Consider the following 23,145-nt stretch of genomic DNA (forward strand, 5'->3'; position numbering starts at 1 on the left):
AGACCGATTGCCCATGTCTATTTCATCGCCCCTGTTGCGCCTGTTGCTGGTCAGCTTTCTCAGCCTGATGCTCGCTCCCCTGGCGAATGCCGAGGCAGCCAAGCGCCTGCGTATCGGCATCACCCTGCATCCTTATTACAGTTATGTCGCCAATATCGTCGGCGACAAGGCTGAGGTGGTGCCGCTGATCCCGGCCGGCTTCAACCCCCATGCCTACGAGCCACGCGCCGAAGACATCAAGCGCATCGGCACACTCGACGTGATCGTGCTCAACGGCGTCGGCCATGATGACTTCGCCGACCGCATGATCGCCACCAGCGAGCGCCCGGACATCCCGGTAATCGAAGCCAACGCCAACGTGCCGCTGCTGGCCGCCACCGGCAATGCCGCACGCGGCGCAGGCAAGGTAGTCAACCCACACACCTTCCTGTCGATCAGTGCCTCGATAGCCCAGGTCAATAACATCGCCCGCGAATTGGGCAAGCTCGACCCGGACAACGCCAAGGCCTACACCCAGAACGCCCGCGCCTACGGCAAGCGCCTGCGCCAGATGCGCGCCGACGCCCTGGCCAAGCTGACCAGCGCGCCAAACCCGGACCTGCGCGTAGCTACAGTGCATGCCGCCTATGACTACCTGCTGCGCGAGTTTGGCCTGGAAGTGACTGCGGTAGTGGAGCCGGCCCACGGTATCGAGCCGAGCCCCAGCCAGTTGAAGAAAACCATCGATGAGCTGCGCGCCCTGGATGTAAAGGTGATCTTCTCGGAGATGGATTTCCCGTCCACCTACGTTGACACCATCCAGCGTGAATCCGGGGTCAAGCTCTACCCGCTGTCGCATATTTCCTACGGCGAATACAGCGCTGAAAAGTACGAAGTGGAAATGACCGGCAACCTCAACACCGTGGTCCGTGCGATCCAGGAGTCGGGGGCATGACGGCGGCAGAGCAACTGAACCTGGCCAGCGTCGGCCCGACCCTAAACTTCGAAAAGGTCTCGCTGACCCTGGGTCGCACCGTGATTCTTGATGGCGTAAGTTTCCAGGTACAGCCGGGCAGCATCCATGCGCTGGTCGGCCCCAACGGCGGCGGCAAAAGCTCGCTGATCAAGACTCTGCTTGGGCAAACACCCCACCAGGGCCGATTGAGCCTGGAATGGCCAACCACGCCCGGCACCGTCGGCTATGTGCCCCAGGCACTGGAGTTTGACCGTGGCTTGCCGATGACCGTGGATGATTTCATGGCCGCCATGTGCCAGCGCCGCCCGGCGTTCCTGGGCCTGTCCAGGCATTACGCCGCCGCCATTGGCCAAGCGCTCGAACGGGTAGGCATGCAGGACAAGCGCAAGCGCCGCATGGGCGCGTTGTCCGGTGGCGAACGCCAGCGCGTCCTACTGGCCCAGGGCCTGATCCCGGCGCCGCAATTGCTGGTACTGGATGAGCCGATGTCGGCCCTCGACGAAGCGGGTATCCAGGTCTTCGAACGCTTGCTCAATGACTGGCGCCTGGCCGGCATCACTGTGCTATGGATCGAGCACGACCTGGAAGCTGTCGGCCGCCTGGCCGACCGCGTCACCGGTCTGAACCGCCGGGTGCTGTTCGACGCCACGCCCAAAGAGGCGCTGACCCCGGATCGCCTGCTGACCCTGTTCTCCACTCACCCTCGGAGCCCGGCGCAATGAGTTATGAAGCCTTTCGCCTGATGATCCAGGGCTGGGCCTCTTCCGGCTACCTGCCGGAAGCCCTGGCCTACGGGTTTGTGGTCAACGCCCTGCTCGCCGGTTTGCTGATCGGCCCGGTACTGGGCGGCTTGGGTACGCTGGTGGTGGTCAAGCGCTTTGCGTTTTTCTCCGAAGCAGTCGGCCATGCCGCACTGACCGGCGTGGCCGTGGGCATCCTGCTCGGCGAACCCTACACCGGGCCCTATGGCAGCCTGTTCGGCTACTGCCTGCTGTTCGGCATCCTGCTGAACTACCTGCGCAACCGTACCGGCCTGGCGCCGGACACCTTGATCGGCGTGTTCCTGTCGGTTTCCCTGGCACTGGGTGCCAGCCTGCTGCTGATCCTGGCCGGCAAGATCAATGTGCATATTCTGGAGAACGTGCTGTTTGGCTCGGTGCTGACGGTCAATGGCAACGACTTATTGGTATTGGCAATCGTCGGTTCGCTGGTGATGGCCCTGGCGTTGCCGCTGTACAACCGCATCATGCTCGCCAGTTTCAACCCGCAGTTGGCGGCGGTGCGTGGTGTCGCGGTGAAAACCCTGGATTATCTGTTCGTGATCCTGGTGACACTGATCACCGTCGCGGCGGTCAAGGTCATCGGCGCGATCCTGGTCGGTGCGCTGCTGGTGATTCCGGCCGCCGCGGCACGCCTGTTGAGCCAGTCGCTCAAGGGGTTCTTTTGGGTGTCGGTCATCATCGCCACCGTCAGCACCCTGTGCGGGATCCTGCTGCCGATCATCTTCGACCTGCCGATCCCGTCCGGCGCCGCAATCATCCTGGTTGCCGGTATCGCCTTTGCCTTCGCCGCCATTGCCCGCGGCACCGTGCCCAGCCTCAAAGGGAATCTTGGATAATGCGCCCCGTCTTTCGCCCAATGGCCCTGGCCATCGCTTGCTTGATCAGTTTTTCGGCGCTGGCCGCCGTTGACGGTTTCGATCCGAAGGAGTTCAAGGCCAACCACGGTCTCGGTCATGCCGCACTGACCAAGGCCAAGTCGGTAAAACCGGTGAAGGTCCTGGCCTCGCTGCCCATCACCTACGGCTTGGCCGAAGTGCTGCTCAAAGGCACCGACGTGCAGCTTGAACGTGCGGCCCCCGCCAACCTGCCAGGCTCGCGCCAGGTGTCCTATTTTACTGGCCGCGGTGCTGCGGCACTCAATACCTTGGCACAGGACGCAGACGCCGCCATCGGCCTGCGTTCCCTGTGGGCCGATGACCCGCTGTACCCGGTGGCGCGTCGCAGCAATATCCGTATCGTGGAAGTGGATGCCGCACGCCCGGTAGACGGCGGCTTGCCAGGGATCGCCGTGCAACCCGGCGCCACCGACGGTTTGAACAGCCAACCTTGGCAATCGAGCAACAATCTGGGGCGCATGGCCGATGTGATGGCCGCCGACCTAAGCCGCCTGGCACCGGGCGCCAAACCGAAGATCGACGCCAACCTGGCCGCGCTCAAGCAACGCCTGCTCAAGCTCAACGCCGACAGCGAGGCGCGACTGGCAAAAGCCGACAACCTGAGCGTGGTCAGCTTGAGCGATCACTTTGCCTACCTGGTCAGCAGCTTGAATCTGGAAGTGGTCAGCACCGATGCGCGACCCGATGCCGACTGGACGCCTGAAATGCTGCAAAAACTCAGCGCGCAGTTGAAGGACAATGACGTGGCAGTCGTGCTGCATCACCGTCAACCCAGTGAGCCCGTGAAAGCGGCTGTCACTGCCGGCGGCTCTACACTGCTGGTGTTGAACGTGGACGGTGCCGACCCTGTGACCGAGTTGGAAACCAATGTGGATCAGGTGATCAAGACGCTGACGCCATGACATCCACCCCAACATGAATCGCATCATGGCGCCAGAACTCCAGGTCACAATCGATGAGGCGCTGGTGCTGGTCATAGTTGACCCGGGCGATGCGCAAGCCCGGGCTGCCCACCGACACGCGCAACGCGGCGGCGGCCTCCACTGGCAGTGAAGTCGGCACGATTTCAAAGCGCACCCGTCCATAGTGCAAGTCGTACTTGCGCGCATACAACTCGGTCATCGACTGATTCAAATCACACGCCAGGATCCCCGGAAAATACCGGGGGTTCAGGTAGTGCTCCACGTACAGCACCAGACGCCCGTCAATCCTGCGGCTACGGCAAATCTGGATCACGCTGGACAGCGCCGGCAATTGCAACCATGCACACACCGCCGCCGACGCCGGTTGCAGCCGGGCTGAAATCACTTCAGTGCAGGCCACACGCCCCTGGTCGCTGACCATTGCGTGAAAGTGGCTGCGTTGCATCAGGTTATAGGCCAGTCGCGGCGGCGAGACGAACCAGCCGCGACGCTCTTCGCGATAGATCTGCCCTTGAGCCTCCAACTGTAACAAGGCTTCCCGCACGGTAATCCGAGTGGTACCAAACAACTCGCTGAGCTTGCGTTCGGCGGGCAACTTGCTGGCTGGCGGCAACAGGCCATGGTCGATCTGCTCTTGCAGCGCCAGGCCAATGGAGGTTACCGCCTTGATTGCCTCATCACGCATCAACGTTACCTATCTGGACTAGACCAGCACCGTTCGGGTGCACAAAACGTGCTCTATCTGGGCTTTTGCCGTTGCGTGCCAGCCTAGGCATTACAGATGACCGACAGATGACAGCTCCCACAAGCTGCCTGCAGCACACCCTGCAATACATCGGCCAAGTCCTTTGGCTGCGGGCACTTGGACATGGTCTACGCTAAGTCTGCGCTGAGCGACATCAGCACTTTGAAAACGACATCGACATGAAACTGTCATCCATCGGGCCTAGATTGGCTCAGGTATTGCTGACCTAGACCAAACCACCGCTAACGTTCATATAAAACGCCGCGTTGAAAACGCCCAAAGGAGCTTCGGATGAAACAGCTTTTCCTGGCATCACTGTTAGGCTCGACCCTTGCCATGTGCACCGCCGCCATGGCCGCTGATACCGATTTGAAAACGCTCGAAGCCGCCGCGAAAGCGGAAGGCGCCATCAACAGCGTCGGCATGCCCGATGACTGGGCCAACTGGAAAGGCACCTGGGCAGACCTGGCCAACACCTATGGCCTCAAGCACATCGACACCGACATGAGCTCGGCCCAGGAAATCGCCAAGTTCAAAGCCGAAAAAGACAACGCCAGTGCCGATATCGGCGACGTTGGCGCGGCCTTTGGCCCCATCGCGGTGAAGCAGGAAGTCACCCAGCCGTACAAGCCTTCCACCTGGGCACAGGTGCCAGACTGGGCCAAAGACAAAGACGGTCACTGGGCCCTGGCCTACACCGGCACCATTGCCTTTATCGTCAACAAGAAGCTGCTGCACGGCTCCGAGGTTCCCACCAGTTGGGCTGACCTGCAGACCGGCAAGTACAAGGTGTCGGTAGGTGACGTGAGCACCGCCGCCCAGGCGTCCAACGCGGTACTCGCCGCCGCCATCGCCAACAAGGGCGACGAGAAAAACATCGCACCGGGCCTGCAATTCTTCACCAAGATCGCCCAGCAAGGTCGCCTCTCGCTGTCCAACCCGACCATCGCCACCATGGAAAAAGGCGAAGTCGAAGTGGGTATCGTCTGGGACTTCAACGGCCTGAGCTACAAGGCCAAGATGGCCAACCCGGATGACTACGTGGTGTTGATCCCTTCGGATGGCTCGGTGAAATCCGGCTACACCACCATCATCAACAAATACGCCAAGCACCCGAACGCCGCCAAGCTGACCCGCGAGTACATCTTCAGCGATGCCGGCCAGCTCAATCTGGCGAAGGGCAATGCCCGTCCTATCCGCGCTGAAACCGATCTGAAACTGCCGGCCGATATCGCCAAGAACCTGATCCCGGGCGAGCAGTACACCAAGGCCAATCCGCAACCGATCAAGGATGCCGATGCCTGGGAAGCGACCTCCAAGAAGCTGCCGCAGCTGTGGAACGAGCAGGTCATCGTAGAAATGAAATAAGCCTGTCGCCCACATTGGAAATCCACTGGAAATCCAATGTGGGAAGGAGGCTTGCTCCCGATAGCGGTGTGCCATTCAACAGATTTATCAGCTGATCCACCGTCATCGGGAGCAAGCCCCCTCCCACATTTTTGACCTCGTTCCTCCAGGGGAATTTAGTCAAGTCTATTGCTGCGGAGCGCTCTCCCCCATGAAGCACAATGTCATCCTTGTGGTGCTCGACGGCCTGAACTTCGAGGTCGCCAGGCACGCTATGGGGCACTTGCAGGCCTATGTCGGCGCAGGACGCGCAGCCCTCTACACACTGGAATGTGAACTGCCTGCCCTGTCCCGCCCGCTGTATGAATGCATCCTCACCGGCGTGGCGCCGATTGACAGCGGCATCGTGCATAACAACGTCTCGCACCTGTCCAACCAGCGCAGCATCTTCCATTACGCCACCGATGCCGGCTTGACTACCGCGGCGGCGGCTTACCATTGGGTCAGCGAGCTGTATAACCGCACGCCCTTTATCGCTGCCCGCGATCGCCATACCGACGACGAGGCGCTGGCGATCCAGCACGGGCATTTCTACTGGCATGACCACTATCCGGATTCCCACCTGTTCGCCGATGCCGAAAGCCTGCGGCTCAAGCACGCGCCGAACCTGCTGGTGGTGCACCCGATGAACATCGACGACGCCGGCCATAAGCACGGTCTCGACTCCGCGCAATACCGTAACAGCGCACGCTCGGTCGACATCATCCTGGCCGACTATCTGCAAGCCTGGCTCGACGCCGGCTACCAGGTGATGGTTACCGCCGACCACGGCATGAACAACGATCGCTCCCACAATGGCCTATTGCCAGAAGAGCGCGAAGTCCCCCTGTTTGTACTCGGCGACGGATTCAGCCTGGACAGCAATGCCGCGCCCAAACAGACCGAGTTGTGCGGCACGGTGTGCGAACTGCTCGGCGTACTACACGACAAACCTGTGTGCCGGGAGCTGCTGAAGTGAATTCAATGACCCGCGGCAAATGGCTGGCCCTGCTCTGCCTGGTGCCCTTCGCACTGTTCTTTATAGTGTTCGAGATTGCGCCGCTGGTGTGGGTGCTGATCAACAGCCTGCAGACCGAAGAGTCCGGCTGGGGCCTGGAAAATTTCACGCGAATCTTCACTTCGAAGTTCTACCGGCAGGCGATCCAGTTCAGCCTGGAGATCAGTTTCTACTCCAGCATCTTCGGCATCATCATCGCTACCCTGGGCAGCTACTCCCTGCGCCGGGTGGATTCGCCGCTGCGCAACTTCGTCACGGCCTTTGCCAACATGACCAGCAACTTCGCCGGCGTGCCCCTGGCCTTCGCGTTCATCATCCTGCTGGGGTTCAACGGCAGCATCACCATCATGCTCAAGCAGGCCGGGATCATTCAGGACTTCAACCTGTACTCGAAAACCGGCTTGATCATCCTCTATACCTACTTCCAGATTCCCCTCGGCGTGCTGTTGCTCTACCCGGCCTTTGACGCACTGCGCGAAGACTGGCGCGAGTCGGCCGCCCTGCTCGGCGCCAATGGCTGGCAGTTCTGGCGGCATATCGGGTTGCCGGTGCTGACGCCGGCACTGCTGGGCACCTTCGTGATCCTGCTGGCCAACGCGCTGGGCGCCTACGCCACGGTGTATGCCCTGACCACCGGCAACTTCAACGTGCTGCCGATCCGCATTGCCGGCCTGGTCTCCGGCGATGTGTCGCTGGACCCGAACATGGCCAGCGCCCTGGCCGTGGTGCTGGTGGCGCTGATGACCGTGGTCACCGTGGTCCATCAACTGCTGCTCAAGAGGAGCTACCATGTCACGCGCTGATGCCGGCCCGGCCACCCTCTACCATCGGGTAGTGGTGTACCTGTTGTTCCTGATCCTGGTGCTGCCGCTGATCGGCACCTTTGTGTATTCCATTGCCAGCAGTTGGTCGGCCACCATCCTGCCTGCCGGTTTCACGGTGAAATGGTATGTACAGCTGTGGAGCGACCCGCGCTTCCTGATGGCATTCGCGCAATCGTTGCTGGTGTGCGTGGGCGCGCTGATACTTTCGGTGGTGCTGATCCTGCCGTTGCTGTTCGTGGTGCATTACCACTTCCCCAGGCTCGACGCGCTGATGAACATCCTGATCCTGCTGCCCTTTGCGGTGCCGCCGGTGGTGTCGTCGGTGGGCCTGCTACAACTATATGGCTCCGGGCCATTAGCGATGGTGGGCACGCCATGGATCCTGATCGGCTGCTACTTCACCGTGGCGCTGCCGTTCATGTACCGCGCGATCACCAATAACCTGCAAGCCATCAACCTGCGCGATCTGATGGACGCCTCGCAACTGCCCGGTGCCAGCACCTGGCAGGCCGCGATACTGGTGGTGCTGCCCAACCTGCGCAAGGGCTTGATGGTAGCGCTGCTGCTGTCGTTCTCGTTCCTGTTCGGCGAATTCGTGTTCGCCAACATCCTTGTCGGCACCCGCTACGAGACCTTGCAGGTGTACCTCAACAACATGCGCAACAGCAGCGGCCACTTCACCAGCGCCGTGGTGATTTCCTATTTCTTCTTCGTGCTGGTGCTGACCTGGGCCGCCAATATCTTGAACAAGGACAAAAGCCAATGAGCTTCGTCAGCGTCCAACATCTGCAAAAAGGCTACTCCGGTACCACGGTGTTCAGTGATATCAACTGCGAAATCGCCAAGGGCGAGTTCGTCACCCTGCTCGGCCCGTCCGGTTGCGGCAAGTCCACCCTGCTGCGCTGCATTGCCGGGTTGACCTCGGTGGACGGCGGGAAAATCCTGCTGGATGGGCAGGACATCGTGCCCTTGAGCCCGCAGAAACGTCAGATCGGCATGGTGTTCCAGAGCTACGCGCTGTTCCCCAACATGACCGTGGAGCAGAACGTCGCGTTCGGCCTGCGCATGCAAAAGGTCAACGCTGACGACAGCCACAAGCGCGTGCAGGAAGTGCTGCAATTGGTTGAGCTAAAGGAGCTGGCCGGCCGCTATCCGCACCAGATGTCCGGTGGTCAGTGCCAACGCGTCGCCCTCGCCCGCTCCCTGGTGACCCGCCCGCGCCTGCTGTTGCTCGATGAACCGCTGTCGGCATTGGATGCACGGATTCGCAAGCACTTGCGCGAACAGATCCGCCAGATCCAGCGCGAGCTGGGGCTGACCACGATTTTCGTGACCCATGACCAGGAAGAAGCCCTGACCATGTCTGACCGCATCTTCCTGATGAACCAGGGCAAGATCGTGCAAAGCGGCGATGCCGAGACGCTCTACACAGCGCCGGTGGATGTATTCGCCGCCGGTTTTATCGGCAACTACAACCTGCTGGACGCCGACAAGGCCACCCAACTGCTGCAACGCCCGATCAACAGCCGTATTGCCATTCGCCCGGAAGCCATCGAGCTGAGCCGCAACGGCGAACTGGATGCGCTGGTGCGTAGCCACAGCCTGTTGGGCAACGTGATCCGCTACCGCATCGAAGCCCGCGGTGTAGAGCTGGTGGTGGACGTGCTCAACCGCTCGGCCGACGATCTGCACCCGGACGGCCAGCGCCTGGCACTTTCCATCGACCCCAGCGCCCTGTGTGAAGTAGCCTGACAGGCAGCGACCTATTGAGAGAGAGCATGACGGATGGCATTGGTAATTTTTGATCTGGATGACACCCTGATCCACGGCGACTGCGCCACCCTGTGGAGCGAACAGATGGGCCGCCTGGGCTGGGTAGATCCCGAGTCGTTCATGCGCAGGAACAACGAATTGATGGACGCCTACAGCCGGGGCGAGTTGCGCATGGAAGACTTCATGGACTTCAGCCTGGAGCCGATGATCGGCCGCACGCCGGAAGAGATCGAGCATCTGGTGGAGCCTTGGGTCGAAGACGTGATCGAGCCGCTGATCTATAGCGACGCCACCAAGACCATCGCCCGCCACCGTGCCAATGGTGACCGGATCCTGGTGATTTCCGCATCGGGCACTCATCTGGTCACGCCGATTGCGGCGCGCATCGGTATTGAAGAAGTGTTGGGGATTAACCTGGACGTCGGCCACGGCGTGTACAGCGGCAAGACTGCAGGCGTGCTGACCTATCGTGAAGGCAAGATCACGCGCCTGTTGGAATGGCTGGAGCACGAAGGGGAAACGCTGGAGGGCGCGTATTTCTATTCGGATTCGCGCAATGATTTACCACTACTGCTCAAGGTGGATCACCCGCAGGTGGTGAACCCGGACCCCGTATTGCGCGCCCACGCCGAACAGGCCCGCTGGCCGATCCACCATTGGGCCTGAACCAACCGAGATCCCCATGTGGGGGCTTGCTCCCGATGGTGGTGTATCAGTGAAGAATATTTCATCTGATACACCACCATCGGGAGCAAGCCCCCTCCCACATGGGTCCCGTTACAACTGTGGAATATTCAGCGCGTTTAGAGCTTGCTACCACGAACTCGCCCTACATTGCATGTAGGACCGAGCTCTTACACCACTCGAGATCCCCCTCGACGCCTTGCAATGCTCTCACTGTGCCTCCATAGTGAGTCTGGACTGAGCCCGTAGCAGTAGTGCCGGGCTTTTTGCATTATGCGACCGGACCATATGGAACCGGCTCCCTCAAAGACGGCCTAATATGCGTTATCAATTGCCCCCGCGTCGAATCAGCATGAAGCATCTGTTCCCCAGCACCGCCTTAGCTTTTTTCATTGGTCTCGGCTTCGCGTCGATGTCGACCAATACGTTCGCAGCCAACAGCTGGGACAATCTTCAGCCTGATCGCGATGAGGTGATTGCCAGCCTCAACGTCGTCGAGTTGCTCAAGCGCCATCACTACAGCAAGCCGCCGCTGGACGACGCTCGCTCGGTGATCATCTACGACAGCTACCTCAAGCTGCTGGATCCGTCGCGCAGCTACTTCCTGGCCAGCGATATCGCTGAGTTCGACAAATGGAAGACGCAATTCGACGACTTCCTCAAGAGCGGCGACCTGCAGCCTGGTTTCACCATCTACAAGCGTTACCTGGACCGCGTCAAGGCGCGTCTGGACTTCGCCTTGGGTGAGCTGGACAAAGGCATCGATAAGCTCGACTTCACCCAGAAGGAAACCCTTCTGGTGGATCGCAAGGACGCTCCGTGGCTGACCAGCACCGCAGCCCTCGACGACCTGTGGCGCAAACGCGTCAAGGACGAAGTGCTGCGCCTGAAGATCGCCGGCAAAGAGCCCAAGGCCATCCAGGAGCTGTTGACCAAGCGCTACAAGAATCAGTTGGCGCGCCTGGACCAGACCCGTGCCGAAGATATCTTCCAGGCCTACATCAACACCTTTGCGATGTCCTACGACCCGCACACCAATTATCTGTCGCCAGATAACGCGGAAAATTTCGATATCAACATGAGTCTGTCCCTGGAAGGCATCGGTGCCGTCCTGCAAAGCGACAACGACCAAGTCAAGATCGTACGCCTGGTGCCGGCAGGTCCGGCGGACAAGACCAAACAGGTCGCCCCGGCGGACAAGATCATCGGCGTGGCCCAGGCTGACAAAGAGATGGTCGACGTGGTCGGCTGGCGCCTGGACGAAGTGGTCAAGCTGATCCGTGGGCCGAAAGGCAGCGTGGTGCGCCTGGAAGTGATTCCGCACACCAATGCACCGAACGACCAGACCAGCAAGATCGTGTCCATCACCCGTGAAGCGGTGAAGCTCGAAGACCAGGCCGTGCAGAAGAAAGTCCTCAACCTCAAGCAGGATGGCAAGGACTACAAGCTGGGCGTGATTGAAATCCCGGCCTTCTACCTGGACTTCAAGGCCTTCCGTGCGGGCGACACGGACTACAAGTCCACCACCCGCGACGTGAAGAAAATCCTCACGGAACTGCAGAAAGAAAAAGTTGATGGCGTGGTCATCGACCTGCGCAACAACGGCGGCGGCTCCCTGCAGGAAGCCACCGAGCTGACCAGCCTGTTTATCGACAAGGGCCCGACCGTACTGGTGCGCAACGCTGACGGCCGCGTCGACGTACTGGAGGATGAGAACCCGGGAGCCTTCTACAAAGGGCCGATGGCGTTGCTGGTCAACCGCCTCTCGGCCTCGGCTTCGGAGATTTTCGCCGGCGCCATGCAGGACTATCACCGTGCGTTGATCATCGGCGGCCAGACCTTCGGCAAAGGCACCGTGCAGACCATCCAGCCGCTGAACCATGGCGAACTTAAACTGACGCTGGCCAAGTTCTACCGGGTCTCCGGGCAGAGCACCCAGCACCAGGGCGTGCTGCCGGACATTGATTTCCCGTCGATCATCGACACCAAGGAAATCGGCGAAAGCGCCCTGCCTGAAGCCATGCCATGGGACACCATCCGCCCTGCAATCAAGCCGGCGTCGGATCCGTTCAAGCCGTTCCTGGCGCAGTTGAAGGCTGACCACGACACCCGCTCCGCCAAGGATGCCGAGTTCGTGTTCATTCGTGACAAGTTGGCCCTGGCCAAGAAGCTGATGGAAGAGAAAACCGTCAGTCTCAACGAAGCGGATCGGCGTGCACAGCACTCCAGCATCGAGAACCAGCAACTGGTACTGGAAAACACCCGCCGCAAGGCCAAGGGCGAAGATCCGCTCAAAGAGCTGAAGAAAGAAGACGAAGACGCACTGCCGACCGAAGCGGATAAAACCAAGCCGGAAGACGATGCCTACCTGGCCGAGACTGGCCGGATCCTGCTCGATTACCTGAAAATCACCAAGCAGGTGGCCAAGCAGTAAATGATGGCGATTTAATGTGAGCACTCCATGGAGTGTCATCATATAGACATCATTCTGTCGTGAAATGAAAGGACCGCAGGCTTTAGGCCTGCGGTCCTTTTTTTTGATCGAGATCGCCATGACCATGACCGAACAGCTGAATGCACTGGGCTTAATCCTGGCTCAAGGCAGTTTGCACAGTCTGTTCCAACCAATCATTTGCCTGTCACAGCGGCGCATTCTCGGTTACGAGGCTCTTAGTCGCGGCCCCTCCAACAGCCCCCTGCACTCCCCCGTGGCCCTGTTTTCCGTGGCCCGCCATGCCGGGCGCCTGAGTGACCTGGAAATGGCGTGCAGAGAGAGTGCGTGCCGGCGTTTCAGCGATCAGAAACTGCCGGGCAAGCTGTTTCTCAATATCTCACCGGAATCCTTGATGGAGACTGCACATCAGCCGGGGCGTACCCTGCAACTGCTGCGCGACTTCGGTATTGCGCCCAGCCAGGTGGTGATCGAACTCACCGAGCAGACGCCTACCGACGATTTCGCCCTGCTGCAAACCGCCCTGCATCATTATCGCGACATGGGCTTTGCCATTGCCCTCGATGACCTCGGCGCCGGTTATTCCAGCCTGCGGTTGTGGTCGGAACTGCGCCCGGAATACGTGAAAATTGACCGACACTTTATCGACGGCATTCATCAGGACGCGCTCAAGCGCGAATTTGTCGGCTCGATTCTGCAGATCGCCAAAGCGTCTCGCGCCCAAGTAATTGCCGAGGGGATCGAACGACCAGAAGAACTGGCAGTGTTGATCGAGATGGGCGTAGACCTGATCCAGGGTTATCTGCTCTGCCGCCCTCAGGAGTATCCGCCGCAGGAAGCACGTCTGATGCTGCCCAAACCGGATAACGCCGCCACTGCCCTCAATGATGAAGGCAGTGACCTCAGCGCCCTGCTCAATAAGCAGCCAGCGGTAGATCAAGAGACTGCAACGGCCCAAGTGCTGGAATCGTTCCGCCGCCAGGCCAACCTCAATTCGCTGGCGGTGCTGGATGGCTGCGGCCGCCCGGTAGGCATCGTGCATCGACATTCGTTGTCGGACGCATTGCTCAAGCCGTTCGCAACAGATTTATTCGCACGCAAACCCATCAGTCGCTTGATGAGCGACGACTTCCTGGCGGTGGAGTTGAGCCAGTCCTTGCAACAGGTCAGTCGATTGCTGACCAGCCGCGCGCGACAGCGCATCGAAGAAGATTTCATCATCACCTTGAACGGCGATTACCTGGGCCTGGGCCGGGTCATCGATGTACTCAAGTTGATCACCGAACTGAAAATCCAGCAGGCACGCTACGCCAACCCATTGACCTTGCTCCCCGGCAACGTGCCGATCCAGCAGTGCCTGACGCGGCTATTGCAGCAACAGCGCGAGTCAGTGATCTGCTATGTGGATATCGACAGTTTCAAGCCGTTCAATGACATCTACGGATACGGGCGTGGGGATGAAGTGCTGCTGTGCCTGGCGCAGTGCCTGAACGACCGGGTAGACCCCAGCCGCGACTTTGTCGGGCATATCGGTGGTGATGATTTTCTGCTGGTGCTGGGCCCGCAGGGCTGGCGCAAGCGGCTTAACCAGTTGCTGGATGATTTCCACACCCAATGTCGGCGCTTTTACCGTGCCGAGCATGTTGATGCTGGCTGCTTTGTCGCACTCAACCGCCAAGGCGTACGCCAGGAGTTCGCCCTGCTGTCGCTGTCCATTGGTGTGGTGCATTTGTACCCACAGGCCTGTGGGCAACTCGATGCCAGCCAGCTGGCGGAATTGGCCTCCCAAGCCAAGCACCACGCCAAGGATGTGGCCGGCTATAGCATCCATGTGATCGACAGCATGGACAGGGTCCCCCAGGCGCTTTAGGCCTCGGCGGATTCCGGGTACTCGTACTCGAATACCCTTACCACTTCCGAAGCATGCCAGGACGCAGCGGCCACGCCATCGGACGGCCCGCTGAAACGCCCCAAGCGCTCCACACACTCAAAGAAACCGGTGCGCGGCAGGCGGCTGGCGCCCTGGCTGATCACCAGTGAACTGCGCAGCGGCTGCTCGGCCTTGGCATCCAGCGCCGCCAGGTGTTCCAGGGCGGCGGCCAGGGTCTGCATGGCCGGGGTCGGGAACTGCAGGCGCTCCAGCAGCGCCCGGTACGTCAGCAAATGGCGCTGGCGACGTGCCTGGTCCAGTTCATTGAGTAACCCATCCCAGTGCTGACGGCTGATACGTAGGCTCAAGACTCATCCCTCCAACCTGCAACGCCCAATTCCCAAGCCAGGCTGCGGCGAATGGCGGCATCCGGCTGGCGTTCACCACTTTCAATCAATCCAAGATACGAGGGGCTGATCCCCACCGTGCGTGCCAAGGTCTCGATCGCCAGGCCCTTGGCTTCACGCAGGCCGCGCAGATCTGCTAGCGGGCGCAGGTCCTGATCGGTGGCGATGGGGGCGACAGGGGAAGGAGCGAGTGTAGGTTGCTGCTGACCGGCAGCTTTTAGCAGCGCCTGGTACTGGTCCCATGGCAACACCGCATACTCGGGTTCGCCATTGCGTGAAATGATCTGGATATCCATGACTGCCCCGTAGGATAAATACACTTACTAAGTAAGTTCTTTCCTTAGAAGTGTAATCCTAACAGCCACAAAGGTCGCAGGGGATACCCAGCATCATTAGTTTTTTTGCGGGTTTTCCTGAGCCAGCAGCTCAGGCGTTGCAGGCAGGCGCTCAACCACCGCCAGCTTTTCCGGGCGTTGCCCGTCGCGCCAGGCGCGAAAGGCGCTCAGTTCGCCGCTCAGGGTCTTCATGACCCATGCCAGCACTGCGATGTCATCGAGCATGCCGAACATGGGAATAAAATCCGGGATCGCATCAATTGGGCTGAGAAAGTACATCAGCCCCGCCACCACCGAGATCAGCGCCTTGGGGCTGATCGCCCGGTATTCGCCGCGCCAGTAAGCCAGGCACAGGGCCTGGAGCAATTTGAGATCATCCTTGAGCTGGCCCAGCCGATTGCCCTGGCTTGAGCCTTTGGCCGCGACGGCAAACAGCAAGGTCGGTAAGCGCCCACGACCCAGCAGACGAGCCGCCATAGGCAGGAAACGGGTGAAATTGAAGGGTGGTTTCATCGGTCACTCCAGTTCCAGGCGATATAAAAGGTTATCCACACAAATTGTGGATAACCTTGTGAACAGAGCCTGTTTTATCGGCTGAAAGCCACGCTCTACAAGGCTTGCAGTCAGATCGGGCGTTTTTTGCGCACATAAAAAAAACCCAAGATTTCATTGACTTGGCATGCGTGTGCGGCTACCCGTGCTCGAGTCTTATATCAGACTGTTTCCGCTGCCGTGGGTTCTATCGGATTTCACTGTAGGGGCAAGCTTGCCCACCACACTAAGCTCTGCGGCAACAAAACTGAACCGGCAGAAACAACAACGCCCCGTCGAGACGGGGCGTTGTGTGTTCAGGCGCCGATTACTTTTTGGCGGCTGGTGCAGCAGGTGCAGCAGGTGCTTCAGCAGCGTCTGCCTTGGCTGGGTCCTTGATGGCCAGCAGTTCCAGGTCGAATACCAGCACGGAATTGGCTGGAATCGCCGGGCTCGGGCTCTGGGCGCCGTAGGCCAGGTCAGACGGGATGTACAGCTCGACCTTCTCGCCAACGTGCATCAGTTGCAGGCCTTCGACCCAACCCGGGATCACGCCGCTGACCGGCAGGTCAATCGGGCTACCGCGATCCACGGAGCTGTCAAAGGTAGTGCCGTTGGTGAGCTTGCCGGTGTAGTGCACAGTCACTACGTCGGTTGGCTTGGGCTGGGCGCCGTCGGCCTTCTTGACGATTTTGTACTGCAGGCCGGAAGCGGTGGTGACAACGCCGTCTTTCTTGGCGTTGTCTTCGAGGAATTTTTTGCCGGCGGCTGCCGACTCTTCGCTCATCTTGGTCATGCGTTCTTCAGCACGCTTCTGCAGTGCGGCAAACGCCTCGACCAATTCGTCGTCCTTGAGCTTCTGTTCTTTTTTGCCGACGGCATCTTCAATGCCCTGGGCCACAGCCTTGGAGTCCAGGTCGTCCATGCCTTCCTGGGCAAGGCTCTTGCCCATGTTCAGGCCGATGCCATAGGAAGCTTTCTGCGCCGGGGTTTTCAGCTCTACGCTGGTCTGCGAATCACAACCCGCAAGTACCAGGCTAACCAGGGCCACCGCCGCCGCCAACCGATGCTGTTTCATGCTATTTCCTTGTTCATGCGCCAAAAGGGCATTTGAATAAAGTCGCGAGCTTATCAGGCGGCCACGACCAATGGCTACCGGCATGTGAGCAGGAAACTTCTGATAAGTTCACGTGTTTAAAAGCATTTTCATTCATTATGGAGCACCGCGACGGATCGCGGGACCGCCTGCAACCAGGCTACTGGCTACTTGCCGCACCTGTGGTGTAGTGGCATAACAACGCGACAACTCGACAAGGATAGTTATCTTGCGCATTTTTTCCCGTGCTTTACTCCTGATACTCATCGCCCTCGGCCTGATTCTGGCCGTGGTGCTTTATTACACCATTAACCCCAAGCTGCCGGACTACGTGCCAGTGCAGCAGGTGCACTACCAGGATCAATGGAGCGCCGACGACCGCCAGACCTACTACTTCACGCCCCAGGGCACCCAAGTAAAAGGCCTGCACTACGACTGGTTCACCGCCCTGGAGTTGCCGTTCTCCGAGCAACGCTTTGCCGCGCCGGAGTACCTGGCGCGCTTTGGCTTCCTGGTCGACCCCAAGCAGGTTCCCACCACGCAGAACCCTGGCAACCTGCCAGTGGGTTTTGCCCGACACCAGAACGCCGGCAGCAAGGTTCAGTACCTGGACATCACCTGCGCCGCCTGCCACACCGGCGAACTGCACTTCAAAGGCCAGGCCCTGCGCATCGACGGTGGCTCTGCGCAACACGTATTGCCCTCCAGCGTCCCTACCTTGCGCGGCGGCAGTTTCGGCCAGGCCCTGGTCGCCAGCCTTGCCGCTACCTACTACAACCCGTGGAAGTTCGAGCGCTTTGCCCGCAGGGTCTTGGGTGACCGGTACGATGCCCAGCACGACCAACTGCGCAAGGACTTCAAGCAATCGCTGAACCAGTTCCTCAAGGTCGCCTGGAATGACACCCATCGCGGCCTCTACCCCACCGAAGAGGGCCCCGGCCGCACTGACGCCTTTGGGCGCATCGCCAATGCAAGCTTTGGCGACGCCATTTCCCCAGACAATTACCGCGTCGCCAACGCTCCAGTGGACTACCCGCAACTGTGGGATATCTGGACCTTCGACTGGGTGCAGTGGAATGGCTCGGCCCAGCAGCCCATGGCGCGCAATATCGGCGAAGCCCTTGGCGTAGGCGCAACCCTGGCCTTCTTCGACAAAGCTGGCCAACCGCTGCAGGGTAATGCCCGTTACCCGTCCAGCGTCCGGGTGCGCGACCTGCACCTGATCGAAGAAACCCTGCAACGCCTCAAGCCGCCAACCTGGCCGGAAGACTTGTTCGGCGCCATCGACAAACCCCTCGCTGCCCAGGGCCGTGCACTCTTCGCCGAAAACTGCGCTGGCTGCCACGTACCGACTGTTACCGAGGAAAATGGACGCCCAGTACAGCAATTGAAAATGCTGCCTGTGGATTACATCGGCACCGACCCCGGCACCGCCAGCAACATTGCCGACCTGCGCTACGACCTCAGTGCCCTGCAATGGGACCCGGCCGAACTGGCCCAGCTGGATGTCCAATTGCACCCCACGCCCACCGCGCCGCTGGACCTGAAATACATGTCCGTGGCCCAGGGCCTGGCCTACGTGACGGCCTTCGTCGAAGAACATGCCTACCGCGCTGCCGGCGTGACCCCAGCGCAGCGCCCACAACTGGACGGATTCGGCCTGCCCATCGGCGTACGTGAATTACGTGCCTACAAAGCGCGGCCGCTGGCCGGCGTATGGGCCACCCCGCCGTTCCTGCACAACGGCTCGGTACCGACGATCTACCAACTGCTGTCACCCCAGGACGAACGCAGCACCACCTTCTACAAGGGCACCTTCAATTACGACCCTCGCCACCTGGGCTTTGAAAGCGCCGCCTTCAAGAATGCCTTCCTGTTCGATACCCGGATCACCGGTAACCACAACAGCGGCCACGAATTCCGTGCAGGTGCACGCGGCAATGGCGTCATTGGCCGTGGCTTGCTGCCACAGGAACGCTGGGCGCTGCTCGAATACCTCAAAGTGCTGGGCGGCCCGCTGGAGCATCAACTGCCATGATTATCCGATCGCAAAACAAGGACCGTTCCATGCTCGCTCGTTTGTGGCTGCGCCTTGGCGCCTTTCTCGGCAAAACCCTGCTATGGCTGCTGGGCCTGGGCTTGCTGGGGTGGCTAGTGGCGACCCTCTGGTTCGCCTGGCGCCATAGCGGCCCGGTGTCACCGGATGAGCAGGTGCCACCGGGTGAAGCGGCCATGACCCAAGGCATCATCCAGACCGCAGTCCGCATCGTCGACCAGCACCGCGAAGGCACCCGCTACCTGCGCGATGCCCACGCCAAGGCCCATGGCTGCGTGAAAGCCGAAGTCAGTGTGCTGGCCGATCTCGATCCAGCGTTGCGCCAGGGCGTGTTCGCCGAACCGGGCAAGACCTGGGAGGCGACCATGCGCCTGTCCAACGGCAACGCCTACCCGCAGTTCGACAGCATCCGCGACGCCCGCGGTATGGCGATCAAGCTGATGGATGTGCCCGGCAAACAGCTGATGGCCGACCAGCAAACACGCACGGAGCAGGATTTCGTGATGTTCAGTCATCCGAATTTCTTCGTCAGCGATGTAGCGGAATATGCGCAGAACATCGGCGCGCAGGCGGACGGCAAGAAGGTCCTGGCATTCTTCCCCAAGCTCGACCCGCGCAGTTGGCAAGTGCGCCACCTGTTTATTGCCCTGGCCACCCTGGCACCCGCACCCGCCAGCCCGACGCAGACCACCTACTTCTCGGTTTCGCCCTACAAGTTCGGCGCGGCCAACGCCAAGTTCCGCGTCGCGCCCGACCCGCAAAGCTGCCCGGACTATGTGCTGCCCAAACAGAATCAGGCCCTGCCGAACTTCCTGCGCAGCGCCCTCGCCCAACAACTGTCCACCGACCGTGTAGCCGCCTGTTTCGTGTTGCAGATCCAGCGCCAGAATCCGCAGAAGTTCATGCCGATCGAAGACACCAGCATCGAATGGAAGGAAAGCGACGCGCCGTATGAGACGGTGGCGAAGGTCAGAATTCCGGCCCAGGACTTCGACACGCCGGCGCAGAACCTGGCCTGCGACAACCAGTCGTTCAACCCGTGGTTCGGTGTAGAAGCACACCGCCCCATCGGCGGAATCAACCGGTTGCGCAAGGCGGTGTATGAAGCGGTCAGCGATTACCGGCACAGCCGCAACGCGCCGTAAACAGCTAAAAATCGCAGACGAAAAAAAGCCCGCTCAATGAGCGGGCTTTCTGTGGCGACCTGGCGTTCAGTGTTCCAGATTACCGAATATGGCGCAGCGGACGGGACTCGAACCCGCGACCCCCGGCGTGACAGGCCGGTATTCTAACCGACTGAACTACCGCTGCGCGTAACACTTGAAGCGAATGGTGGGTGATGACGGGATCGAACCGCCGACCCTCTGCTTGTAAGGCAGATGCTCTCCCAGCTGAGCTAATCACCCTTCGTTTCGGTGTGGGCGCATCATACACCAAAAAATCGTAATGTCTTGATTTAAATGCAATTTATTTAAAAAAAGTCTACTGCACAATTTTTTGCCATATTTCGGACAATAAAAAGCCCGCGATTAAGCGGGCTTTCTGTGGCGACCTGGCGTTCAGCATTCCAGGTTACCGAATATGGCGCAGCGGACGGGACTCGAACCCGCGACCCCCGGCGTGACAGGCCGGTATTCTAACCGACTGAACTACCGCTGCGCGTAACACATGAAGCGAATGGTGGGTGATGACGGGATCGAACCGCCGACCCTCTGCTTGTAAGGCAGATGCTCTCCCAGCTGAGCTAATCACCCTTCGTTTCGGTGTGGCGCGCATTCTACGGAGCGACCCTAAGTCTGGCAAGCACTTTCTTAAATCTTTTTTTTCAGCCCTTCCAATGGCTTAGGCAGGGTTGGCCTGGGACGTGATCAAGAGAATAATGCCCCCCTTTGTATAGAGGAGAGACTCACCCCATGTGGTTCAAGAACCTGCTTATCTATCGCCTGACCCAAGATCTGCCTGTTGATGCCGAGGCGTTGGAAGCGGCCATGGCCACCAAACTGGCGCGCCCTTGTGCAAGCCAGGAGTTGACCACTTATGGTTTCGTCGCACCTTTCGGTAAAGGTGAAGATGCTCCCCTGGTTCACGTCAGTGGTGATTTCCTGCTGATCGCCGCGCGCAAGGAAGAACGCATCCTGCCGGGTAGCGTGGTGCGTGATGCACTTAAAGAAAAAGTCGAAGAGATCGAAGCCGAGCAGATGCGCAAGGTCTATAAGAAGGAGCGCGACCAGATCAAGGATGAAATCATCCAGGCCTTCCTGCCCCGCGCCTTTATCCGTCGCTCGTCAACCTTCGCCGCCATCGCGCCGAAACAGGGCCTGATCCTGGTCAACTCGGCCAGCCCCAAGCGCGCCGAAGACTTGCTGTCGACCCTGCGTGAAGTGATCGGCACCCTGCCGGTACGTCCGCTGACAGTGAAAACTGCACCGACTGCCATCATGACCGACTGGGTCACCACCCAGAAACCAGCCGACGACTTCTTTGTCCTCGACGAATGCGAACTGCGCGACACCCACGAAGACGGCGGTATCGTGCGCTGCAAACGCCAGGACCTGACCGGCGAAGAGATCCAGCTGCACCTGACCACCGGCAAGGTCGTGACTCAATTGTCCCTGGCATGGCAGGACAAACTGTCCTTCATGCTCGACGACAAGATGACCGTCAAGCGCCTGAAATTCGAAGACCTGCTGCAAGACCAGGCGGAACAGGACGGCGGCGACGAAGCCTTGGGCCAACTGGATGCCAGCTTTACCTTGATGATGCTGACCTTCGGCGATTTCCTGCCGGCGTTGGTTGAGGCACTGGGCGGCGAAGAGACACCACAGGGCATCTAAACCATGTGAAGATCAAAATGTGGGAGGGGGCTTGCTCCCGATGGCGGTATGTCAGCCAATAGATGTGTAGCTGACCCTCCGCTATCGGGAGCAAGCCCCCTCCCACATTTGATCGCATTGCCAACTAAAAAAACTAACAAAAAGGATGCCCCCATGCGTGCACTCGCCGCCTTGAGCCGCTTCGTCGGCAATACCTTCGCCTACTGGGTGTTGATATTTGCCGTACTGGCCTTCCTGGAACCCGGTTGGTTCATCGGCCTCAAAGGCGCCATCGTCCCCCTGCTGGGCCTGGTGATGTTCGGCATGGGGTTGACCTTGAAACTCGAAGACTTCGCCGAAGTCGCTCGTCACCCCTGGCGCGTGGCCCTGGGCGTGGTCGCGCATTTCGTGATCATGCCGGGCGTGGCATGGTTGCTGTGCCAGGCGTTCCATTTACCGGCGGAAATTGCCGTTGGCGTGATCCTGGTGGGCTGTTGCCCAAGCGGCACCTCGTCCAACGTCATGACGTGGCTGGCCCGGGGCGACCTGGCATTGTCAGTGGCCATTGCCGCTGTCACCACCCTCCTCGCCCCGCTGCTCACCCCGGCATTGATCTGGCTGCTGGCCTCGGCCTGGCTGCCGGTGTCGTTCATGGAGCTGTTCTGGTCGATCCTGCAAGTGGTGTTGTTGCCGATCGTGCTTGGCGTGATCGCGCAACGCTTGTTGGGTGAGCGCGTGCGCCATGCGGTGGACGTGCTGCCGCTGGTGTCGGTGGTGAGCATCGTGATCATCGTTGCCGCGGTGGTTGCCGCAAGCCAACAGAAGATTGCCGAATCGGGCCTGCTGATCATGGCCGTGGTGATGCTGCACAACAGCTTCGGCTACCTGCTGGGCTACTTCACCGGGCGCCTGTTCAAGTTGCCCTTGGCGCAACGCAAGTCGTTGGCCCTGGAAGTGGGCATGCAGAACTCCGGGCTGGGTGCCGCGCTGGCCAGTGCGCACTTTTCGCCGCTGGCGGCAGTACCCAGTGCGTTGTTCAGTGTCTGGCACAATATTTCCGGGGCACTGCTGTCGACCTACTTCCGCCGCATGAGCGAGAAAGAAGACCGCCGCGCATTGGAAACCGCACCGTAAACTTGATCGCCTGATCCATTTTCGGCACTCTACCAAGCTTCGCGGGGACGACCTCGCGACGCTATCAAGCGCTTACCCAGGGGACGACCCCACTTTGTACAAGCGAGGTCATCATGTCCTGGATCATTCTGTTTTTTGCCGGGTTGTTTGAAGTGGGCTGGGCCGTCGGCCTGAAGTACACCGACGGGTTCAGCAAGCCGCTGCCCACTGCCCTGACGATTGCCGCCATGGCTGTCAGCCTTGGGTTGTTGGGGCTGGCCATGAAGGAACTGCCGCTGGGTACCGCCTATGCCATATGGACCGGCGTGGGTGCGGTAGGTACCGTGATCGCCGGGATTATCCTGTTTGGTGAATCCATGGCCCTGTTTCGGTTGGCCAGTGTGGCGTTGATTATCTGCGGGCTCATTGGCCTCAAGATCAGCACTTAAGCCGCTAACGCCATCGAAGGCAAGCCCCCACCTTTTG

At 60.0% G+C, this 23,145-nt stretch carries 22 protein-coding genes and 4 tRNA genes; 17 read left to right on the plus strand and 9 right to left on the minus strand.

What is annotated here, in order from left to right; all coding sequences use genetic code 11:
• Window positions 1–13 precede the first annotated feature (13 nt).
• Genes KVH01_RS27620 through KVH01_RS27635 form a run of 4 tightly spaced genes read left to right on the plus strand, consistent with a single transcriptional unit; the run spans window position 14 to window position 3,535 of the window.
• Complete coding sequence (locus KVH01_RS27620) at window positions 14–934, plus strand: metal ABC transporter substrate-binding protein (RefSeq protein ID WP_034116836.1); 921 nt, start codon at window positions 14–16, stop codon at window positions 932–934.
• Window positions 931–1,677: a metal ABC transporter ATP-binding protein gene (locus KVH01_RS27625; protein ID WP_217883623.1), complete on the plus strand. Its 747-nt coding sequence runs from the start codon at window positions 931–933 to the stop codon at window positions 1,675–1,677. Before KVH01_RS27620 ends, KVH01_RS27625 begins: the two co-directional genes overlap by 4 nt.
• Complete coding sequence (locus KVH01_RS27630) at window positions 1,674–2,573, plus strand: metal ABC transporter permease (protein WP_043050323.1); 900 nt, start codon at window positions 1,674–1,676, stop codon at window positions 2,571–2,573. The genes KVH01_RS27625 and KVH01_RS27630 overlap by 4 nt, the downstream gene beginning before the upstream one ends.
• Window positions 2,573–3,535: a metal ABC transporter solute-binding protein, Zn/Mn family gene (locus KVH01_RS27635; RefSeq protein WP_043050322.1), complete on the plus strand. Its 963-nt coding sequence runs from the start codon at window positions 2,573–2,575 to the stop codon at window positions 3,533–3,535. Before KVH01_RS27630 ends, KVH01_RS27635 begins: the two co-directional genes overlap by 1 nt.
• On the opposite strand, the gene KVH01_RS27640 is transcribed toward KVH01_RS27635, so the two are convergent.
• Window positions 3,516–4,241 (minus strand): UTRA domain-containing protein, encoded by a 726-nt coding sequence (locus KVH01_RS27640; protein ID WP_043050321.1) that lies wholly within the window; start codon window positions 4,239–4,241, stop codon window positions 3,516–3,518. The two genes, KVH01_RS27635 and KVH01_RS27640, sit on opposite strands and share 20 nt — an antisense overlap.
• 351 nt (window positions 4,242–4,592) lie before the next feature.
• Between KVH01_RS27640 and KVH01_RS27645 the strand changes: the two genes are divergently transcribed.
• The 8 genes from KVH01_RS27645 (at window position 4,593) to KVH01_RS27680 (ending at window position 14,308) form a co-directional block, all read left to right on the plus strand.
• The gene (locus KVH01_RS27645) at window positions 4,593–5,669 is read left to right on the plus strand and encodes an ABC transporter substrate-binding protein (RefSeq protein WP_217883624.1); all 1,077 of its coding nucleotides are present in this window, start codon (window positions 4,593–4,595) and stop codon (window positions 5,667–5,669) included.
• Window positions 5,670–5,859: 190 nt separating this feature from the next.
• Window positions 5,860–6,666 (plus strand): alkaline phosphatase family protein, encoded by an 807-nt coding sequence (locus KVH01_RS27650; RefSeq protein ID WP_217883625.1) that lies wholly within the window; start codon window positions 5,860–5,862, stop codon window positions 6,664–6,666.
• Window positions 6,667–6,671: 5 nt separating this feature from the next.
• Window positions 6,672–7,508, plus strand: coding sequence for an ABC transporter permease (locus tag KVH01_RS27655; protein ID WP_161796519.1), 837 nt, complete (start codon window positions 6,672–6,674; stop codon window positions 7,506–7,508).
• Entirely contained in the window at window positions 7,495–8,295 is an 801-nt protein-coding gene (locus KVH01_RS27660; protein ID WP_217883626.1) for an ABC transporter permease, read from the plus strand. The genes KVH01_RS27655 and KVH01_RS27660 overlap by 14 nt, the downstream gene beginning before the upstream one ends.
• A complete protein-coding gene (locus KVH01_RS27665; RefSeq protein WP_217883627.1) occupies window positions 8,292–9,281 on the plus strand; it encodes an ABC transporter ATP-binding protein in 990 nt (329 codons plus the stop codon). The genes KVH01_RS27660 and KVH01_RS27665 overlap by 4 nt, the downstream gene beginning before the upstream one ends.
• A gap of 33 nt (window positions 9,282–9,314) precedes the next feature.
• Window positions 9,315–9,968, plus strand: a complete 654-nt coding sequence (locus tag KVH01_RS27670; protein ID WP_217883628.1) for an HAD family hydrolase — start codon at window positions 9,315–9,317, stop codon at window positions 9,966–9,968.
• Between the two features lie 370 nt (window positions 9,969–10,338).
• Entirely contained in the window at window positions 10,339–12,420 is a 2,082-nt protein-coding gene (locus KVH01_RS27675; RefSeq protein ID WP_225924406.1) for a carboxy terminal-processing peptidase, read from the plus strand.
• A 118-nt stretch (window positions 12,421–12,538) separates the two neighbouring features.
• Entirely contained in the window at window positions 12,539–14,308 is a 1,770-nt protein-coding gene (locus KVH01_RS27680; RefSeq protein ID WP_217883629.1) for a bifunctional diguanylate cyclase/phosphodiesterase, read from the plus strand.
• On the opposite strand, the gene KVH01_RS27685 is transcribed toward KVH01_RS27680, so the two are convergent.
• From KVH01_RS27685 to KVH01_RS27700, 4 genes are all read right to left on the minus strand, one after another.
• On the minus strand, window positions 14,305–14,676 hold the full coding sequence (locus tag KVH01_RS27685) for a hypothetical protein (protein WP_005786715.1): 372 nt from the start codon (window positions 14,674–14,676) through the stop codon (window positions 14,305–14,307). The genes KVH01_RS27680 and KVH01_RS27685 overlap by 4 nt on opposite strands.
• On the minus strand, window positions 14,673–15,011 hold the full coding sequence (locus tag KVH01_RS27690) for a helix-turn-helix domain-containing protein (RefSeq protein WP_043050313.1): 339 nt from the start codon (window positions 15,009–15,011) through the stop codon (window positions 14,673–14,675). Before KVH01_RS27690 ends, KVH01_RS27685 begins: the two co-directional genes overlap by 4 nt.
• Window positions 15,012–15,107: 96 nt before the next feature.
• Complete coding sequence (locus KVH01_RS27695) at window positions 15,108–15,563, minus strand: YkvA family protein (RefSeq protein WP_043050312.1); 456 nt, start codon at window positions 15,561–15,563, stop codon at window positions 15,108–15,110.
• Window positions 15,564–15,909: 346 nt separating this feature from the next.
• Window positions 15,910–16,659, minus strand: a complete 750-nt coding sequence (locus tag KVH01_RS27700) for an FKBP-type peptidyl-prolyl cis-trans isomerase (protein WP_217883630.1) — start codon at window positions 16,657–16,659, stop codon at window positions 15,910–15,912.
• Window positions 16,660–16,906: 247 nt separating this feature from the next.
• Here KVH01_RS27700 and KVH01_RS27705 point away from each other — a divergent pair, with 247 nt between their 5' ends.
• Together KVH01_RS27705 and KVH01_RS27710 are read left to right on the plus strand one after the other, a co-directional pair.
• Complete coding sequence (locus KVH01_RS27705) at window positions 16,907–18,715, plus strand: di-heme-cytochrome C peroxidase (protein ID WP_217883631.1); 1,809 nt, start codon at window positions 16,907–16,909, stop codon at window positions 18,713–18,715.
• Window positions 18,716–18,744: 29 nt separating this feature from the next.
• The gene (locus tag KVH01_RS27710; protein WP_404822111.1) at window positions 18,745–19,878 is read left to right on the plus strand and encodes a catalase family protein; all 1,134 of its coding nucleotides are present in this window, start codon (window positions 18,745–18,747) and stop codon (window positions 19,876–19,878) included.
• 89 nt (window positions 19,879–19,967) lie between these two features.
• Here the strand turns inward: KVH01_RS27710 and KVH01_RS27715 are convergent.
• The 4 genes from KVH01_RS27715 to KVH01_RS27730 form a co-directional block, all read right to left on the minus strand.
• Window positions 19,968–20,044: transfer RNA gene (locus KVH01_RS27715), tRNA-Asp, on the minus strand.
• Window positions 20,045–20,063: 19 nt separating this feature from the next.
• A tRNA-Val gene (locus KVH01_RS27720) sits at window positions 20,064–20,139 on the minus strand.
• A 176-nt stretch (window positions 20,140–20,315) separates the two neighbouring features.
• Window positions 20,316–20,392, minus strand: a tRNA-Asp gene (locus KVH01_RS27725).
• Window positions 20,393–20,411: 19 nt separating this feature from the next.
• A tRNA-Val gene (locus tag KVH01_RS27730) sits at window positions 20,412–20,487 on the minus strand.
• 159 nt (window positions 20,488–20,646) lie between these two features.
• Here KVH01_RS27730 and rdgC point away from each other — a divergent pair.
• The 3 genes from rdgC to sugE all read left to right on the plus strand — a co-directional run bounded on the left by rdgC (window position 20,647) and on the right by sugE (window position 23,108).
• Window positions 20,647–21,567, plus strand: coding sequence for a recombination-associated protein RdgC (gene rdgC / locus KVH01_RS27735; RefSeq protein ID WP_005786703.1), 921 nt, complete (start codon window positions 20,647–20,649; stop codon window positions 21,565–21,567).
• Window positions 21,568–21,720: 153 nt separating this feature from the next.
• A complete protein-coding gene (locus tag KVH01_RS27740; protein ID WP_217883633.1) occupies window positions 21,721–22,680 on the plus strand; it encodes a bile acid:sodium symporter family protein in 960 nt (319 codons plus the stop codon).
• 113 nt (window positions 22,681–22,793) lie between these two features.
• Window positions 22,794–23,108: a quaternary ammonium compound efflux SMR transporter SugE gene (gene sugE / locus KVH01_RS27745; RefSeq protein ID WP_010211634.1), complete on the plus strand. Its 315-nt coding sequence runs from the start codon at window positions 22,794–22,796 to the stop codon at window positions 23,106–23,108.
• Window positions 23,109–23,145 lie beyond the last annotated feature (37 nt).

The sequence above is a fragment of the Pseudomonas khavaziana genome, assembly GCF_019145205.1.
Taxonomy (GTDB): domain Bacteria; phylum Pseudomonadota; class Gammaproteobacteria; order Pseudomonadales; family Pseudomonadaceae; genus Aquipseudomonas; species Aquipseudomonas khavaziana.

Excerpts from the sequence above, each read along its gene's own strand:
- KVH01_RS27620 (WP_034116836.1), top strand. The coding sequence starts at position 14 with ATGTCTATTTCATCGCCCCTGTTGCGCCTGTTGCTGGTCAGCTTTCTC.
- KVH01_RS27625 (WP_217883623.1), top strand. The coding sequence starts at position 931 with ATGACGGCGGCAGAGCAACTGAACCTGGCCAGCGTCGGCCCGACCCTA.
- KVH01_RS27630 (WP_043050323.1), top strand. The coding sequence starts at position 1,674 with ATGAGTTATGAAGCCTTTCGCCTGATGATCCAGGGCTGGGCCTCTTCC.
- KVH01_RS27635 (WP_043050322.1), top strand. The coding sequence starts at position 2,573 with ATGCGCCCCGTCTTTCGCCCAATGGCCCTGGCCATCGCTTGCTTGATC.
- KVH01_RS27640 (WP_043050321.1), bottom strand. The coding sequence starts at position 4,241 with ATGCGTGATGAGGCAATCAAGGCGGTAACCTCCATTGGCCTGGCGCTG.
- KVH01_RS27645 (WP_217883624.1), top strand. The coding sequence starts at position 4,593 with ATGAAACAGCTTTTCCTGGCATCACTGTTAGGCTCGACCCTTGCCATG.
- KVH01_RS27650 (WP_217883625.1), top strand. The coding sequence starts at position 5,860 with ATGAAGCACAATGTCATCCTTGTGGTGCTCGACGGCCTGAACTTCGAG.
- KVH01_RS27655 (WP_161796519.1), top strand. The coding sequence starts at position 6,672 with ATGACCCGCGGCAAATGGCTGGCCCTGCTCTGCCTGGTGCCCTTCGCA.
- KVH01_RS27660 (WP_217883626.1), top strand. The coding sequence starts at position 7,495 with ATGTCACGCGCTGATGCCGGCCCGGCCACCCTCTACCATCGGGTAGTG.
- KVH01_RS27665 (WP_217883627.1), top strand. The coding sequence starts at position 8,292 with ATGAGCTTCGTCAGCGTCCAACATCTGCAAAAAGGCTACTCCGGTACC.
- KVH01_RS27670 (WP_217883628.1), top strand. The coding sequence starts at position 9,315 with ATGGCATTGGTAATTTTTGATCTGGATGACACCCTGATCCACGGCGAC.
- KVH01_RS27675 (WP_225924406.1), top strand. The coding sequence starts at position 10,339 with ATGAAGCATCTGTTCCCCAGCACCGCCTTAGCTTTTTTCATTGGTCTC.
- KVH01_RS27680 (WP_217883629.1), top strand. The coding sequence starts at position 12,539 with ATGACCATGACCGAACAGCTGAATGCACTGGGCTTAATCCTGGCTCAA.
- KVH01_RS27690 (WP_043050313.1), bottom strand. The coding sequence starts at position 15,011 with ATGGATATCCAGATCATTTCACGCAATGGCGAACCCGAGTATGCGGTG.
- KVH01_RS27695 (WP_043050312.1), bottom strand. The coding sequence starts at position 15,563 with ATGAAACCACCCTTCAATTTCACCCGTTTCCTGCCTATGGCGGCTCGT.
- KVH01_RS27700 (WP_217883630.1), bottom strand. The coding sequence starts at position 16,659 with ATGAAACAGCATCGGTTGGCGGCGGCGGTGGCCCTGGTTAGCCTGGTA.
- KVH01_RS27710 (WP_404822111.1), top strand. The coding sequence starts at position 18,745 with ATGCTCGCTCGTTTGTGGCTGCGCCTTGGCGCCTTTCTCGGCAAAACC.
- rdgC (WP_005786703.1), top strand. The coding sequence starts at position 20,647 with ATGTGGTTCAAGAACCTGCTTATCTATCGCCTGACCCAAGATCTGCCT.
- KVH01_RS27740 (WP_217883633.1), top strand. The coding sequence starts at position 21,721 with ATGCGTGCACTCGCCGCCTTGAGCCGCTTCGTCGGCAATACCTTCGCC.
- sugE (WP_010211634.1), top strand. The coding sequence starts at position 22,794 with ATGTCCTGGATCATTCTGTTTTTTGCCGGGTTGTTTGAAGTGGGCTGG.